Source organism: Bacteroides sp. L008 (assembly GCF_040812255.1).
GTDB classification, from domain to species: Bacteria; Bacteroidota; Bacteroidia; order Bacteroidales; family Bacteroidaceae; genus Bacteroides; species Bacteroides vicugnae.
Genome location: NZ_JBFNXO010000001.1, coordinates 1,413,932 through 1,430,463, shown reverse-complemented (window position 1 = coordinate 1,430,463; position 16,532 = coordinate 1,413,932). Strand labels below are relative to the sequence as shown.

Genomic DNA, 16,532 nt, shown 5'->3' with positions numbered 1-16,532 from the left:
AGTCCAAAAATGAGAGTTATGAATAGATTAAAGAAAAGAATTCCCGTTTTCCTCTGTGCCCTCTGTGTCCTCTGTGGTGAATCCCAGCTTCGAGCACAGAAACACCTGGTATTGGATTTGAACCGGACTATTTCTCTTGCCAACGACAGTTCGTTGGAGTCCTTCCGTACGCAGAATATGTATTTATCCGGTTATTGGGAATACAGGACTTACCGGGCAAATCGTTTGCCTAGTCTGACACTGGATGTTACTCCGGCACAATATAACCGGGATATAACGAAACGATACGATTCGGGACAGGATTTGGATGTATATCGTACGCAACAGTCTTACTATGCTTATGGAGGGTTGAGTGTGAAACAGAACTTTGATTTGACTGGAGGTACATTCTATCTGGAATCGAATCTTGCCTATATGCGTAATTTCGGAGGGAACAGTGCGACACAGTTCACGAGTGTCCCTATACGAATTGGATACTCACAAAGTCTGGTGGGATATAATTCCTTTAAATGGGAACGGAAGATAGAGCCGTTAAAATACGAACGCGTAAAAAAGGAATTTCTCTATAATGTGGAAAAGGTGTCGGAAACTGCTACTAATTATTTTTTCTCTCTGGCTATGGCACAGGCGGAATATAATCTAGCCAAAGAAAATCTGGCTTCTACGGATACGTTGTATCGTATAGGGCAACAGCGTCATCGAATTGCGGCTATTTCGCAGGCTGATTTGTTGACGTTGAAGCTGGATCGTGTGAATGCGCAGAATACGTTACAAAATAAAGCGAGTGACCTGAAACGGGCTATGTTCTCACTGGCATCTTTCCTCAATCTGGATAAGAATACGCAAATTGAATTAAAACTTCCTTCCCGTCCGGAAAGGATGGAAATTCCGATAGATGAGGCTTTGAAGTGGGGTAGGAATAATAACCCGCAATTGTTGGGCCTGAAACAGAATGTACTTGAAGCGGAACGAAGTGTGGATAAGACAAAAAAGGAATCTCGCTTTAATGCAAGTGTGAATGCAAGTATTGGCTTCAACCAGGTGGCGGATAACTTCGGGGATGTGTATCATAAGCCGATGCAGCAGGATTTGGTGGCAGTCAGTGTTTCTATTCCGCTACTGGACTGGGGTGTTCGCAAGGGAAAGTATAATATGGCGAGGAATAATCTGAATGTAGTGAAGATATCGGCACGTCAGGATGAGATAAGCATCGAGGAGGAAGTAATCATGACGGTAAGCGATTTTAATATCCAGCAGCAGTTGATAGCCAGTGCGGAAGAAGCGTTGGATCTGTCCATACTTGCTTACAATGAAACAAAACAGCGTTTTATTATCGGTAAAGCAGATATTAATAGTCTGACTCTTTCTCTCAACAGACAGCAACAGGCACAACGCAATTTTATCTCTGCCTTACAGAACTATTGGCTGAATTATTATAAGATACGAAGGCTCACTCTATTTGATTTTGCTTCGAAACTTTCGCTTTCGGACAGGTTTGATTTTAACGGAGGGAAGTTGATCAAATGATAATTTTAATTTAGGCACGGATTACACGGATTTCACGGTTTTCTGATATATGATTGTACAAAGCAACAGCGTAATCCGTGTAATCCGTGCCTAAAAATTCCCATTCATATAAATAATAATGCAAAATATAGATTCTGAAATAAAAAAGTCTTCAAAAGCCTCCGCTTTCACACTGATTGTGGCTTTTGTCTGTGTGGCATTGGTTGGGGTGGCGATTATTCCGTTGCTGCCTGTCAAACTGAATCCGTCACGCACATTACCCGGTTTCACGGTACGTTTCAGTATGCCGGGCACTTCGGCACGTGTGGTGGAAATGACGGCTACCAGTAAATTGGAGGCAATGCTCGCCCGTGTGAAAGGGATTCGGGGAATTTCTTCTACGTCAGGAAATGGATGGGGAAGCGTCAGTGTGAATCTGGATAAACATGTGGATGCGGCGGTTGCCCGTTTTGAGGCTTCTACTATTATTCGCCAGACATGGCCGGAACTGCCGGACGGGGTGAGCTATCCGTATATTCAGATGCATAGTCCGGGGCAGAGTAGTCAGGGACCTTTTATGGCATTTACGATCAATGCGCCCGCTACTCCTATCTTAATTCAGCAATATGCGGAGGAACATATAAAAACACGTCTTGCACAGATTCAGGGAATTTATAGGATTAATCTAAGTGGAGCTACTCCGATGGAGTGGAGATTGGAGTATGATTCAGAACAATTGTGTATACTTGGGGTAAGTACGGATGATATTCGTCAGGCCGTCCGGTTGCATTATCAGAAAGAATTTCTGGGTACTTATGATATGGAACAGGGAACTGCGGGCAGACAATGGATACGTCTGGCATTGGTTCCCGAGAATGAGATTCGGGAGTTTGATGCGGAGCAGATAAAGGTGAGAATGAAGGATGGTAAGATCATAGGTCTGAATGAGTTGGTAAAGGTTTCCCGCATGGAGGAACAACCTCAGAGCTATTACCGGATTAATGGGCTGAATTCGATCTATCTGTCGATTGTTGCAGAGGAAACGGCAAATCAACTGGCATTGAGTGAAAAGGTGAAGGCATCTATGGACGATATCCGGTTGTTACTTCCGGCAGGATATGAAATTCATGCCAGTTATGATGCAACGGAATTTATTCAGGAAGAACTGGGCAAAATCTATTTGCGTACAGGAATGACTGTAGCCATTTTGCTTCTGTTTGTATTGTTGATAACCTTCAGTCCTAAATATCTTTTTTTGATTGTGATTAGCTTGATTGTCAATATGACGATAGCTGTAATCCTTTATTATGTATTCGGATTGGAAATGCAACTGTATTCGTTAGCTGGTATTACGGTCTCATTAAATCTGGTGATAGATAATACAATTGTAATGAGTGATCATTATCTGCGACGCAGAGACCGGAAGGCATTTATGTCTATTCTTGCAGCTACGTTGACAACAATGGGAGCCTTGGTTATCATTTTCTTTTTGGATGAGAAGATACGGCTTAATTTACAGGATTTTGCAGCAGTAGTCATTATAAATCTGGGGGTATCACTGCTGGTTGCCTTATTCTTTGTTCCTTCTCTGATTGATAAAATAGGATTGAAACGAAGAAAGAAGTCTTCTTTTTCAATAGTTAGATGGAGGATTGGGAATATACATTTCTTTGTGTGGATGCGTTCAAGAATACGCCGGATTCCGGTTTATTTTAGCCGTTTTTACAGGTGGTTGATACAAGTTCTTTGCCGTTGGAGGGTGGCAGTGTGTATTTTGTTATTATTGGCATTCGGATTACCGGTATTTCTATTACCGGAAAAGATGAAAGGTGATGATAAATGGGCGATAGCTTATAATAAGACATTGGGTACTTCCACTTATAAGGAAAAGGTGAAACCAATAGTGGATAAGGCATTGGGCGGCACTTTGAGGTTATTTGTGCAAAAGGTGTATGAAGGAAGTTACTTTTCAAATAATGAAGAGGTAGTGCTTCACGCTAATGCCAATTTGCCGAATGGAAGTACACTTGAGCAGATGAATACACTGATTAAACGAATGGAGACTTATTTGAGTGAATTTAAAGAGATCAAGCAGTTCCAGACATCTGTGGAAAGTGCCCGCAGGGCATCTATTCATATCTATTTTACGAAAGAACACCAGAAAAGCGGTTTTCCTTATACATTGAAAGCTAATATGATTAGTAAAGCTCTTCAACTGGGAGGTGGAAATTGGAGCATATATGGCTTGCAGGACCAGGGATTCAGTAATGATGTACGTGAGAATGCGGGGTCTTTCCGGGTGAAGATGTATGGATATAATTATGATGAACTGTATGGTTGGGCTGAAGAGTTAAAAGCAAAGTTGTTGTCTCACCGTCGGATTAGAGAAGTGACAATCGGTTCTGATTTCTCTTGGTGGAAAGATGATTATATGGAATTCTATTTTAATCTGGATAAACAGCGAATGGCAGAGGAGGAGATTGGAGCCGGAAAGTTGTTTGCCGCTATCCATCCGATATATGGACGGAATATGGAAATTGGTTCAGTGATGGCGGAAGAGGGTACTGAAAAGATAAAGCTTTCTTCGCGTCAGTCGGTGGATAGGGATGTGTGGGCGATGCAGTTTTATCCTTTTCAAATAGGAGGGAGAGAATATAAGTTGTCGGAATTGGCAACTGTGGAAAAAGGGCAGATGCCGCAGGAAGTGGCCAAGGAGAATCAGCAGTATCGGTTATGCCTGCAATATGAGTATATCGGCTCTTCGGAACAGGGAAATAAACTACTGAAAAAGGATTTGGAAGAGTTTAATGAGATCCTTCCGATGGGATATACTGCTAAATCGGAAGATAATAACTGGTCATGGGGCGGAAAGGATAATAAACAATATCGCCTGCTTTTGATTGTGATTGCTATTATTTTCTTTATTACGAGTATTTTGTTCAATTCATTGAAACAGCCATTGGCAATAATCTTTGTGATTCCTGTATCTTATATCGGCGTGTTTCTGACATTCTATTGGTTCAAATTGAATTTCGATCAGGGAGGATTTGCTTCCTTTGTTTTGCTTTGTGGAATTACGGTAAATGCGAGCATTTATATCTTGAATGAATATAATTCCGTTCGTAAACGTTTTCCGCGTCTTTCACCGCTTCGGGCTTACGTGAAAGCCTGGAATACGAAAGTGATTCCTATCTTCCTGACGGTGACTTCTACCATTTTAGGATTCATTCCTTTTATGGTAGGTTTGGAGAAAGAAGGCTTTTGGTTTCCATTGGCAGCAGGCACTATCGGAGGATTGATAATGTCTGTAATCGGAGTATTTATTTTCCTGCCGGTGCTGACGTTGAAAAAGAAGTGGTTGATGATACCTAAAGCTAAGCTTTAGCACTTGTAAAGCGTAGCTTTAGATAGGATAAAGCTACGCTTTGTATAGTCTTACCAATTATTCCCGGCATTACTGCTACCGATAAGCATCTCCACACGTTGTTTATACAGGTTTGCTCCTTCAGCAATATTCTTCCCTGCGTCTGCCGTTCCCATTCCGTAAACAACAATAGGAGTTTGCCATGACATTCCCGAATGAATGGCACTAACCTGATAAGGACGTAATAATTCGTCCGTAGTGAAACGGTTTCTGCCGCCACTACGATAGGCTTCGTATTCGGACCCCGTAGTTGTTACTACTGTCAATGTCTTGCCGGCGACTGCCGGAGTCTTGGATAGGAAAGTAAAGACTTCATCCTGCCATTTCTTTAGCAATGACGGCGCAGACATCCAATAGAAAGGAAATTGATAGATGACAGCCGAGGCATCGGAAATGATTTTACTCCATTCATCTACATTGAAAGCGATTTCCTGCGACAGCTCGTAAAGATTGAAAACTGCCACCCCTTCCATGTCACTGACAGCATCAATTAATGCTTTGTTTGCTTGGGATCCCTTTATGTTTGGATGTGCCAGCAGAATCACTACTTTTCTTAAATCTTTATTCATATTCAATCAGGTATTTAGGATGATATAACTACTTATAGATTATAAAGGTGTAAAAATAAGAAAAAGTTCGCGAAAACCAATATCTTAATTAAAAATAAAACAATCCCTCTTTGCTTTTGAATTTGTATTTTTGCATTCACGTTCATAAGGCGTTATTTTAGATAATATTTTTATATATGATAGATTTTAATCAGTTCCCTTCTCCTTGTTACATCATGGAAGAAGAACTTTTAAGAAAGAACCTGTGTTTGATAAAAAGCGTAGCCGACAGGGCGGGAGTGGAGATCATCCTTGCTTTCAAGTCATTTGCCATGTGGCGTTCTTTCCCTATATTCCGTGAATATATAGATCATTCTACGGCAAGTTCGGTGTATGAAGCCCGTTTGGCATTGGATGAGTTCGGCAGTAAGGCGCATACATATTCTCCTGCTTATACGGAACAGGATTTCCCGGAAATCATGCGTTGCAGCAGTCATATCACATTCAACTCAATGCAGCAGTTTGAACGTTTCTATCCGATGGTGGTTGCAGAAGGAAGCGGTATTTCTTGTGGTATCCGCGTAAATCCTGAATATTCGGAAGTGGAAACCGAACTTTATAATCCATGTGCACCCGGCACACGTTTTGGGATAACGGCCGATCTGCTCCCCGAAGCATTACCGCAAGGGATTGAAGGCTTTCATTGCCATTGTCACTGTGAATCTTCTTCTTATGAGTTGGAACGTACATTAGAACATCTCGAAGCTAAATTTGCCCGCTGGTTTTCACAGATCAAATGGTTGAATCTGGGTGGTGGACACCTGATGACCCGCAAAGACTATGATACTGATCATTTGATAAGACTGTTGCAAGGGTTAAAAGCACGTTATCCTCATTTGCGCATTATTCTGGAGCCCGGTTCGGCCTTTACCTGGCAGACGGGAGTGCTGACTTCCGAAGTAGTGGATCTGGTGGAAAGTCGTGGCATCAAGACGGCAATTTTGAATGTCAGTTTCACTTGCCACATGCCTGACTGTCTGGAAATGCCATATCAACCTGCCGTGCGTGGTGCGGAAATGGGAAATGAAGGAAAATATATTTATCGTCTCGGAGGAAATTCCTGTTTGAGCGGTGATTATATGGGGCTGTGGAGCTTCGATCATGAGTTACAAATCGGAGAGCGTATTGTGTTCGAAGATATGATTCATTATACGATGGTCAAGACAAATATGTTTAACGGAATTCATCATCCTGCCATTGCCATCTGGACAAAAGAGGGGAAAGCTGAAATATACAAGCAATTTTCTTATGAAGATTATCGTGACCGAATGAGTTGATAATCAAAATGATTGTTTTGCGGTCGATGCAAAGTGAACAGATTTCTGTGAAAAAAGTAGGCAGAATGTTTGCAGGTTTACGGAAAATCCCTACCTTTGCAACCGCAAACGGAAAAATGCGGAAATAGCTCAGTTGGTAGAGCATAACCTTGCCAAGGTTAGGGTCGCGAGTTCGAGTCTCGTTTTCCGCTCATGTTTCTTTGAAATGTTGGAACAATAATCTTTGCCCAGGTGGCGGAATTGGTAGACGCGCACGTTTCAGGTGCGTGTGTCGAGAGGCATGCAGGTTCGAGTCCTGTTCTGGGCACAAAGGTTAAACTTTAAAATTATGGAGAGGTGGCGGAATTGGTAGACGCGCTACTTTGAGGGGGTAGTGACAGTTATGTCGTGGGAGTTCGAGTCTCCTTCTCTTCACAGTTTATAAAAGTGAAATGCGGAAATAGCTCAGTTGGTAGAGCATAACCTTGCCAAGGTTAGGGTCGCGAGTTCGAGTCTCGTTTTCCGCTCTTGTTTCTTTGAAATAATGGAACTAAGTTTTGCCCAGGTGGCGGAATTGGTAGACGCGCACGTTTCAGGTGCGTGTGTCGAGAGGCATGCAGGTTCGAGTCCTGTTCTGGGCACCCATCTTTCAGATTTCTGAATGACGAAATTTAGTTTGCGGAAATAGCTCAGTTGGTAGAGCATAACCTTGCCAAGGTTAGGGTCGCGAGTTCGAGTCTCGTTTTCCGCTCCATATAGAATGAGGTTGTCAGTCGATAAGATTGGCAACCTTTTTTTGTATAATATTGGAAGTTTACCGGACGATTTTAGCGATAGATTGAACGGAAAAACGTAATTTTGCAAACGAAAAAATCAATGTACTCCCCCCAAAAAGAGCGTCATTGATTCACACAGACCTTTAATTAATTTAACTATTTGTGATATGTTAACACAGATCATTAATGCACGCATCCTCACTCCGCAAGGCTGGTTGAAGGATGGGTCAGTTCTTATTCGTGACAATAAAATTCTGGAAGTAACCAATTGTGACCTTGCAATTATCGGAGCCAAACTGATTGATGCCAAAGGAATGTATATTGTTCCGGGCGGTGTAGAAATCCATGTTCACGGTGGTGGTGGAAGAGACTTTATGGAAGGCACGGAAGAGGCTTTCCGGACAGCAATCAAAGCTCATATGCAGCATGGCACTACCAGTATTTTTCCTACTCTTTCTTCTTCTACCATTCCCATGATCCGTGCAGCTGCGGAAACTACTGAAAAAATGATGGCGGAGCCTAATAGCCCTGTGCTCGGACTTCATCTGGAAGGACATTATTTCAATATGGCGATGGCAGGCGGACAAATTCCGGAAAATATCAAAGATCCCGATCCCGAAGAATATATTCCGTTGTTGGAAGAAACTCATTGTATCAAGCGTTGGGATGCCGCACCGGAACTTCCCGGAGCCATGCAATTTGGTAAATATATCACGGCGAAAGGGGTGTTGGCTTCGGTAGGACATACCCAGGCCGAGTTTGAGGATATACAGACAGCCTACGAGGCGGGATATACACATGCCACTCATTTTTATAATGCGATGCCGGGATTCCATAAACGGAAAGAGTACAAGTATGAAGGTACGGTAGAAAGTATTTATCTGATTGATGATATGACAGTGGAAGTGGTGGCAGACGGAATTCATGTGCCTCCAACAATCTTGCGCCTTGTTTACAAGATAAAAGGAGTGGAACGCACTTGCCTGATAACGGATGCATTGGCTTGTGCGGCCAGCGATAGTCAGGTGGCTTTTGATCCGCGTGTGATTATCGAGGACGGTGTATGTAAGCTGGCAGACCATTCAGCACTGGCGGGAAGTATTGCAACGATGGACCGCCTGATTCGTACCATGGTGCAGAAGGCGGAAATACCTTTGGAGGATGCCGTGCGCATGGCTTCCGAAACCCCTGCCCGGATCATGGGAGTACTCGACCGCAAAGGAACGCTGGAGCGTGGCAAGGATGCCGATATGATTGCTTTAGACAGAGACTTGAATGTGAGAGCTGTATGGGCAATGGGAGAACTGGTGGAAGGCACCAATAAACTGTTTTAAATCTGATAAATAACGAAGACTATGTTGACTCAAATAATAAATGGAAGAATATTGACCCCGCAAGGCTGGTTGAAAGATGGTTCCGTATTGATTTGTGATGGAAAAATATTAGAGGTGACCAACAGTGATTTGGCGGTTATCGGTGCAACGGTTATTGATGCCAGAGGGATGACGATTGTGCCCGGATTTGTAAGTATGCATGCACATGGAGGTGGCGGACATGATTATACGGAAGCAACGGAAGAAGCATTCCGCACGGCAACTACAGCACACTTGAAACATGGTGCTACCGGGATATTTCCTACATTATCATCTACCTCGTTCGAAAGAATCTATCAGGCTGTCGATATCTGTGAAAACCTGATGAAAGAGAAGGATTCTCCTGTTCTCGGCCTGCATATTGAAGGTCCTTACCTGAATCCGAAGATGGCGGGAACACAATATGACGGTTTTCTGAAAACTCCGGATGAAAATGAATATATTCCTTTATTGGAGCATACCTCTTGTATCAGACGTTGGGATATCAGTCCTGAACTGCCCGGCGCGCATGATTTTGCAAAGTACACCCGTTCGAAAGGAATTATGACTGCCGTAACACATACGGAAGCCGAATATGATGATATCAAGGCTGCGTATGCAGTGGGTTTCTCTCATGCTGCCCATTTTTACAATGCGATGCCGGGTTTCCACAAACGTCGTGAATATAAATATGAAGGTACGGTGGAGAGTGTATATTTGACGGATGGGATGACAGTGGAAGTGATTGCAGATGGTATTCACTTGCCTGCCACGATTCTAAAATTAGTTTATAAGTTGAAAGGTGTAGAGAATACGTGCCTCGTTACCGATGCTTTGGCTTATGCTGCTTATGAAGGGAACGAACCGATTGATCCTCGCTATATCATAGAGGACGGCGTATGTAAGATGGCAGATCATTCTGCACTGGCCGGTAGCTTGGCTACGATGGATGTATTGGTTCGCACCATGGTGAAGAAAGCGAATATACCTTTGGAAGATGCCGTGCGCATGGCTTCTGAAACTCCTGCCCGTTTAATTGGAGTGAGTGACCGGAAAGGGGCGTTGGCAAAGGGAAAGGATGCCGATATTGTGATTCTTGATAAGGAGCTGAATGTGCGATGTGTATGGTCGATGGGGAAGATTGTTCCAGGAACTGATATTCTGTTGCATAAAGAATAGTTGAAATAATCCCCAAAGAGGAGGGGCATAATGAATAATAAAACGCAGATTAACGCGAATTATCGCAGAAATAATTTTATAAGTCGTTGATTAATATATCAATATAAATGAAATAATCTGCGATAATTTGCGTTAATCTGCGTTTTGACACACTCCCTATATAAAAGCCAATGTTCTGTATGATATCAAAAGTCCGGCAGTTTATCATCATCAGAAGTTTCCCGGACTTTTAATGTATTTTTATTCTGAAAGTAAACTGGTTTCTATCAGTTCTTTCAATTGGTTTTTATTCATTGTACCTAATTTCATTGTCGGTTTGCCGTTCAGCGGGCAAAGTAACAGATTGGGAATGGTGCGGATTTTAAATGCACTTTCCAATTCCGGTTCCTGATCGACGTCTACTTTATAAATATCTAATTTCCCTTCGTATTCTTTAGCCAGTTGGTCTAATATAGGCGATAACGCTTTGCAATAAACGCACCACGGAGCATGAAAATCGACCAGGCAAGGTTTATTCCCTTTGAAGTTCCAGTTGTCAGGATAAGATTGATAATCAGCTACTTTTTCTACAAAACTATCTTTGGTTAAATCTATTATTTTCATATATTCTATTTTTAATGGTTCATTTCATTTTCTCTTCTGCAAAGATAGGGGAGTTGGGATGAAAGAAGGATAGCCATTTTTCCTGTTGTGTTTACAATTCTTCCTTTATAGCTATTTTCTAATCGAATTCTAATCTGATATGAGAGGCTTATAATCGCTTTTTCCCATCTCTCCGGTTACAGAATTGTAATTTTGCCACGACAACTACAATAAGGTAATAAAGATAAATAGAGTAATGAATAGAGTATTTCTAATTTCTTTTTTTCTTCTGTTGACAGGAGAAGTCTGTGCGCAACAAGTTACCACAGGAACATTAACCCTGAAAGAGGCGGAACAGCGTTTTCTGGAACGTAACTTATCGCTGATAGCTGAACGGTACAACATTGATGTGGCACAGGCACAAGTGCTGCAAGCCAAATTATTTGAGAATCCGGTAATCTCGTTGGAACAGAATGTCTATAACCGACTGAACGGGAAGTATTTTGATTTTGGTAAGGAGGGCGAAGCGGTTGTGGAGATTGAACAGGTGATTCATCTTGCCGGACAGCGAAATAAACAGGTGAAGCTCGAGAAAATCAATAAGGAAATAGCGGAATATCAGTTTGAAGAGGTGATGAGGACACTTCGACAGGAATTGAATGAGAAGTTCGTACAAGTCTATTTTCTTTCGAAATCCATATCTATTTACGAGAAAGAAGTGAACTCTCTGCAAGAGTTACTTGCCGGAATGAAACAGCAACAGGAGAAAGGAAATATTTCGTTGATGGAAATGTCCCGTCTGGAATCTATGCTGTTCTCTTTGAAAAAAGAGAAGAACGAACGGGAAAACGAGTTGCTGACCCTTAGAGGGGAACTCAATGTCTTGTTAAATCTTCCGGGAGATACTGTGATTAAGCTATCGCTGGATGAAGAAGTGTTAAAACAATTGGATCTGTCTCAATTATCGTTTGCCGACTTGAAAGCGATGGTGAATGAGCGTCCGGATCTCAAGATTGCCCGGAGCATGGTAAGTGCTTCCCGTGCGAACTTGAAATTGCAGAAATCGATGGCATTTCCGGAATTCTCGGTGAAAGGTAGTTATGACCGTGTCGGAAACTTTATCAATGACTATTTTGCAATAGGAGTGAGCCTGTCAGTGCCTATTTTCAACCGCAACCAGGGAAATATTAAAGCTGCCCGTTTTAGTATCCGGCAGGCGGGAGCGGAACAAGAAAATGCGGCTAACCATGCGGATATGGAGCTTTATACCGCTTATGCTTCACTGGATAAAGCTGTTCAGCTTTATCAATCTACCCATATGGAACTGGAACGTAACTTCGAAAAACTGATAGAAGGAGTGAATGAAAACTTTAAGAAACGGAATATCAGTTTGTTGGAGTTTATCGATTACTATGACAGCTATAAAGAAACTTGTATTCAGCTACATGAAATAAAGAAAGACGTTTTCCTGGCGATGGAAAACTTGAATACAACTATCGGACAAACCATATTGAACTACTAATATTCATAAATTATCAAAGACTATGAACTGGAATAAATTCCTTCCTTGCATATTGCTTACTACCGTATTGGGAGCATGCTCCGGTAAAGGAGAACAAACGAATGTTGAACCGACTGCCTTATGCCTGACAGATAGCTTGTTGAGAATTGTATCTGTCGATACGGTTCACGTTCAAGAGGTGATTGATGAACTGACATTGAACGGACGGGTGACGTTTAATGAGAATCAGGTGGCACATGTATATCCGATGTTTGGAGGTACGGTAACGGAACTGAAGGTTGAAATAGGAGACTTTGTTCGTAAGGGAGAGGTATTGGCAGTCATCCGCAGTGGAGAAGTGGCAGATTATGAAAAGCAATTGAAGGAGGCGGAACAACAGTTATTGCTGGCACGCAGAAATATGGATGCTACGCAGGATATGTATGCTTCCGGCATGACCTCGGATAAAGATGTACTTCAGGCGAAGCAGGAGTTGACAAGTGCCGAAGCCGAAGAAAGAAGAATAAAGGATGTTTTCTCTATTTATAATTTCTCCGGAAATGCTTATTATCAGCTGAAATCTCCTGTTTCGGGGTTTATTGTGGAGAAACAAATCAGCAGGGATATGCAGTTGCGTCCGGATCAGGGCGAAGAGCTGTTCACGATTTCGGGGTTGTCAGATGTATGGGTGATGGCGGATGTGTATGAAAGCGATATCAGTAAGGTTTCTGAAGGTGCTTCCGTACGCATTTCTACGTTGGCTTATCCGGATAAGATGTTTGCCGGTACGATTGATAAGGTGTATCATTTGCTGAACAGTGAAAGTAAAACGATGAATGTCCGTATCAAATTAAAGAATGAAGAGTATTTGTTGAAACCGGGGATGTTTACGAATGTAAGTGTGAAATGTAAGGCAGATGGAACTTCCATGCCCCGTATCGATGCTCATGCACTGGTATTTGAAGGAGGAAAGAATTATGTGGTCGTGGTGGAGCCGGATGAGCGTTTGCAGGTGAAAGAGGTGGATGTGTACAAGCAGTTGAGCAAGGAGTGCTATATCCGTTCCGGACTTTCCGAGGGAGACAGAGTGCTGAATAATAATGTATTGTTGGTATATAATGCGTTGAATGCAGATTAAAAACAGAAAATAGTATGCACAAATTCATAGATAATATAGTGGCTTTCTCGCTGAAGAATAAATTCTTTATTTTCTTCTGTACAGCGATTGCCGTTATAGCCGGAGCTGTTTCCTTTAAACATACTCCGATAGATGCTTTCCCGGATGTGACGAATACGAAAGTGACGATTATCACGCAATGGCCGGGACGTAGTGCCGAAGAGGTAGAGAAGTTTATCACCATTCCTGTTGAGATTGCGATGAATCCCGTTCAGAAGAAAACGGATATTCGTTCCACCACTCTTTTCGGGCTTTCTGTCATCAATGTAATGTTTGAAGATCGTGTCGATGATTTCACCGCACGTCAACAGGTATATAATTTATTGAATGATGCCGACCTTCCGGACGGGGTGACTCCGGAAGTACAACCTCTGTACGGACCGACGGGAGAAATATTCCGTTATACGCTTCGTAGTGACAAGCGCAGTGTGCGGGAACTGAAAACGATTCAGGATTGGGTGATTGAACGTAATCTTCGTTCGGTGTCCGGTGTGGCGGATATTGTGAGCTTCGGCGGGGAGGTGAAGACGTTTGAGGTAAGTGTGAATCCTCACCAGTTGATTAATTATGGCATTACCTCTTTGGAACTTTATGATGCGATTGCCAAAAGTAATATTAACGTAGGAGGTGATGTCATTACTAAAAGCTCACAGGCATATGTCGTTCGTGGAATCGGTCTGATTAACGATTTGGACGAATTGAGAAATATCGTAGTGAAAAACATCAATGGCACTCCCATTCTGGTGAAGAATCTTGCCGATGTACACGAATCCTGTCTGCCTCGTCTGGGGCAGGTAGGGCGAATGGATGAGGATGATGTTGTTCAGGGCATTGTAGTCATGCGGAAAGGAGAGAATCCGGGTGAGGTGATTGCAAACCTGAAAGATAAAATAGAAGACTTGAATCAGAATGTGCTTCCGAAAGATGTGAAGATAGTGGCGTTCTATGACCGGGAGGACTTGGTGAATCTGGCGGTAAAGACTGTGACGCATAATCTGATCGAAGGAATATTATTGGTTACGTTTATTGTATTGATCTTTATGGCAGATTGGCGGACTACCGTGATTGTTGCTGTCGTTATCCCATTAGCCCTTTTGTTCGCTTTTATCTGTTTACGGGTGATGGGAATGTCCGCCAATCTGCTTTCTATGGGAGCCATAGACTTCGGTATTATTATTGATGGGGCTGTGGTGATGGTGGAAGGAGTGTTTGTGGCTTTGGACAAGAAGGCAAGGGAAGTGGGGATGCCTGCTTTTAATGTGATGTCTAAAATGGGATTGATCCGCAACACGGCAAAAGACAAGGCGAAAGCGGTTTTCTTCTCCAAATTGATTATCATCACTGCATTGATCCCTATTTTCTCTTTCCAGAAGGTGGAAGGAAAAATGTTCTCTCCTTTAGCCTACACACTGGGCTTTGCACTGTTGGGAGCACTGATCTTTACATTGACATTGGTTCCCGTGATGTCTTCCATGTTATTGAAGAAGAATGTCCGTGAGAAGAATAACCGTTTTGTCCATTTTATCAATACGAAGTGTTCGGCTCTTTTTGATTTATTCTATGCGCACAGGAAGCTGACTATCGGGTTGGCAACGGTCATAGCTGGTGTCGGATTATGGCTTTTCTCTTTCCTGGGTACGGAGTTTCTTCCGCAGTTGAATGAGGGATCTATCTATATTCGTGCCACCTTGCCACAAAGTATTTCGTTGGATGAATCGGTGGTTCTCGCCAATAAAATGAGAAGGAAACTTTTGACGTTTCCGGAAGTGCGGCAAGTGCTGTCGCAAACCGGACGGCCGAATGACGGTACAGATGCTACCGGATTCTATAATATCGAGTTCCACGTTGATATCTATCCCGAAAAGGAATGGGAGAGCAAGTTGACAAAACTGGAACTGATTGATAAGATGCAGGAGGATTTATCCATTTATCCCGGCATTGACTTCAATTTCTCACAACCGATTACCGATAATGTGGAGGAAGCTGCTTCCGGTGTGAAAGGATCTATTGCGGTGAAAGTGTTTGGTAAAGACTTGTATGAGTCGGAGAAATATGCGGTTCAGATTGAAAAAATTCTTAGTACGGTTCAGGGAATTGAAGACTTGGGTGTGATTCGGAACATCGGTCAGCCGGAGCTTCGTATAGAGTTGAATGAACGTCAGTTGGCGCGTTATGGGGTTGCCAAGGAGGATGTGCAATCGATTATAGAAATGGCTATTGGCGGAAAATCGGCTTCACTGTTGTATGAGGATGAGCGGAAGTTCAATATCATGGTAAGATACAGCGAACAATTCCGTCAGAATGAAGAGGAGATAGGTAAGATATTGGTTCCGGCGATGGATGGAACGATGGTTCCTATCAAGGAATTGGCAGATATAACGACGATTACGGGACCGTTATTGATATTCCGTGATAATCACGCTCGTTTCTGTGCGGTGAAGTTCTCGGTGAGAGGCCGTGATATGGGTACGGCAGTTGCCGAGGCGCAGAAAAAGGTGAATGCTTCCGTGCATCTGCCGGCAGGCTATTCGCTGAAATGGACGGGGGATTTTGAGAACCAGCAACGTGCCACAAAACGTCTGGCACAGGTTGTTCCTATCAGTATTGCTATCATCTTTATCATCCTGTTTATTCTATTCTCTAATGCGCGGGATGCGGGACTGGTATTGCTGAATGTACCATTTGCCGCCGTGGGGGGTATTGTGGCTCTTCTGATAACGCAGTTCAACTTCTCCATTTCTGCCGGTATCGGTTTCATTGCTTTGTTTGGCATCTGTATTCAGAATGGGGTGATTATGATTTCCGATATAAAGGCGAATCTAAAACTCGGCTCGCCCTTGGAGAAAGCCACTAAGGAAGGAGTGCGCTCGCGTATCCGCCCTGTGATTATGACAGCGGCAATGGCAGCTATCGGTTTGATGCCCGCCGCCATGAGTCATGGAATTGGTTCGGAATCACAGCGTCCGTTGGCGATTGTCATTATCGGTGGATTGATAGGAGCGACTTTCTTTGCGCTGTTTGTCTTTCCTCTTATTGTGGAAGTGGTATATGAACGAATGTTATATGATAAAAATGGAAAGTTATTGCAAAGACGTATTTAGTTCATTTCTATTCTGTGAAAAAAACTCTCATAGATTAAATTTGTAGGTTTTCAGTAGGTAGAGGGAGAAA

10 protein-coding genes and 6 tRNA genes are annotated in these 16,532 nt (G+C 42.8%); 14 read left to right on the top strand and 2 right to left on the bottom strand.

Going from position 1 to position 16,532, the window contains the following annotated elements:
- The first annotated feature begins 18 nt into the window (after positions 1-18).
- On the top strand, positions 19-1,527 hold the full coding sequence (locus AB3G73_RS05815) for a TolC family protein (RefSeq protein WP_217722076.1): 1,509 nt from the start codon (positions 19-21) through the stop codon (positions 1,525-1,527).
- Positions 1,528-1,645: 118 nt separating this feature from the next.
- Entirely contained in the window at positions 1,646-4,891 is a 3,246-nt protein-coding gene (locus AB3G73_RS05810; RefSeq protein WP_367743569.1) for an efflux RND transporter permease subunit, read from the top strand.
- A gap of 50 nt (positions 4,892-4,941) precedes the next feature.
- Here the strand turns inward: AB3G73_RS05810 and AB3G73_RS05805 are convergent, their stop codons facing one another.
- Positions 4,942-5,499, bottom strand: a complete 558-nt coding sequence (locus tag AB3G73_RS05805; protein ID WP_148366951.1) for an NAD(P)H-dependent oxidoreductase — start codon at positions 5,497-5,499, stop codon at positions 4,942-4,944.
- A gap of 176 nt (positions 5,500-5,675) precedes the next feature.
- Here AB3G73_RS05805 and nspC point away from each other — a divergent pair, with 176 nt between their 5' ends.
- The 9 genes from nspC to nagA (AB3G73_RS05760) all read left to right on the top strand — a co-directional run bounded on the left by nspC (position 5,676) and on the right by nagA (AB3G73_RS05760) (position 10,101).
- Complete coding sequence (gene nspC / locus AB3G73_RS05800; RefSeq protein WP_367743568.1) at positions 5,676-6,815, top strand: carboxynorspermidine decarboxylase; 1,140 nt, start codon at positions 5,676-5,678, stop codon at positions 6,813-6,815.
- A gap of 118 nt (positions 6,816-6,933) precedes the next feature.
- Positions 6,934-7,006: transfer RNA gene (locus AB3G73_RS05795), tRNA-Gly, on the top strand.
- 34 nt (positions 7,007-7,040) lie between these two features.
- Positions 7,041-7,122: transfer RNA gene (locus tag AB3G73_RS05790), tRNA-Leu, on the top strand.
- 23 nt (positions 7,123-7,145) lie between these two features.
- Positions 7,146-7,229 (top strand) — tRNA-Leu (locus tag AB3G73_RS05785).
- A 19-nt stretch (positions 7,230-7,248) separates the two neighbouring features.
- A tRNA-Gly gene (locus AB3G73_RS05780) sits at positions 7,249-7,321 on the top strand.
- Between the two features lie 32 nt (positions 7,322-7,353).
- Positions 7,354-7,435, top strand: a tRNA-Leu gene (locus AB3G73_RS05775).
- Between the two features lie 37 nt (positions 7,436-7,472).
- Positions 7,473-7,548: transfer RNA gene (locus AB3G73_RS05770), tRNA-Gly, on the top strand.
- A 189-nt stretch (positions 7,549-7,737) separates the two neighbouring features.
- A complete protein-coding gene (gene nagA / locus AB3G73_RS05765; RefSeq protein WP_008648092.1) occupies positions 7,738-8,904 on the top strand; it encodes an N-acetylglucosamine-6-phosphate deacetylase in 1,167 nt (388 codons plus the stop codon).
- A 21-nt stretch (positions 8,905-8,925) separates the two neighbouring features.
- Complete coding sequence (nagA, locus tag AB3G73_RS05760; protein WP_367743566.1) at positions 8,926-10,101, top strand: N-acetylglucosamine-6-phosphate deacetylase; 1,176 nt, start codon at positions 8,926-8,928, stop codon at positions 10,099-10,101.
- 240 nt (positions 10,102-10,341) lie between these two features.
- Here nagA (AB3G73_RS05760) and AB3G73_RS05755 read toward each other — a convergent pair whose 3' ends face one another.
- Complete coding sequence (locus tag AB3G73_RS05755) at positions 10,342-10,704, bottom strand: co-chaperone YbbN (protein ID WP_004295721.1); 363 nt, start codon at positions 10,702-10,704, stop codon at positions 10,342-10,344.
- Between the two features lie 235 nt (positions 10,705-10,939).
- On the opposite strand from AB3G73_RS05755, the gene AB3G73_RS05750 reads away from it, so the two are divergent.
- Genes AB3G73_RS05750 through AB3G73_RS05740 form a run of 3 tightly spaced genes read left to right on the top strand, consistent with a single transcriptional unit; the run spans position 10,940 to position 16,462 of the window.
- Entirely contained in the window at positions 10,940-12,205 is a 1,266-nt protein-coding gene (locus AB3G73_RS05750) for a TolC family protein (RefSeq protein ID WP_148366948.1), read from the top strand.
- Between the two features lie 22 nt (positions 12,206-12,227).
- Complete coding sequence (locus AB3G73_RS05745) at positions 12,228-13,322, top strand: efflux RND transporter periplasmic adaptor subunit (protein WP_367743564.1); 1,095 nt, start codon at positions 12,228-12,230, stop codon at positions 13,320-13,322.
- A gap of 14 nt (positions 13,323-13,336) precedes the next feature.
- Entirely contained in the window at positions 13,337-16,462 is a 3,126-nt protein-coding gene (locus AB3G73_RS05740) for an efflux RND transporter permease subunit (protein ID WP_217723211.1), read from the top strand.
- The last annotated feature ends 70 nt before the right edge of the window (positions 16,463-16,532 follow it).

Coding starts and splice junctions, on each gene's coding strand:
- nagA (WP_367743566.1), top strand. CDS start 8,926: ATGTTGACTCAAATAATAAATGGAAGAATATTGACCCCGCAAGGCTGG.
- AB3G73_RS05745 (WP_367743564.1), top strand. CDS start 12,228: ATGAACTGGAATAAATTCCTTCCTTGCATATTGCTTACTACCGTATTG.
- AB3G73_RS05740 (WP_217723211.1), top strand. CDS start 13,337: ATGCACAAATTCATAGATAATATAGTGGCTTTCTCGCTGAAGAATAAA.
- nagA (WP_008648092.1), top strand. CDS start 7,738: ATGTTAACACAGATCATTAATGCACGCATCCTCACTCCGCAAGGCTGG.
- AB3G73_RS05810 (WP_367743569.1), top strand. CDS start 1,646: ATGCAAAATATAGATTCTGAAATAAAAAAGTCTTCAAAAGCCTCCGCT.
- AB3G73_RS05815 (WP_217722076.1), top strand. CDS start 19: ATGAATAGATTAAAGAAAAGAATTCCCGTTTTCCTCTGTGCCCTCTGT.
- nspC (WP_367743568.1), top strand. CDS start 5,676: ATGATAGATTTTAATCAGTTCCCTTCTCCTTGTTACATCATGGAAGAA.
- AB3G73_RS05805 (WP_148366951.1), bottom strand. CDS start 5,499: ATGAATAAAGATTTAAGAAAAGTAGTGATTCTGCTGGCACATCCAAAC.
- AB3G73_RS05750 (WP_148366948.1), top strand. CDS start 10,940: ATGAATAGAGTATTTCTAATTTCTTTTTTTCTTCTGTTGACAGGAGAA.
- AB3G73_RS05755 (WP_004295721.1), bottom strand. CDS start 10,704: ATGAAAATAATAGATTTAACCAAAGATAGTTTTGTAGAAAAAGTAGCT.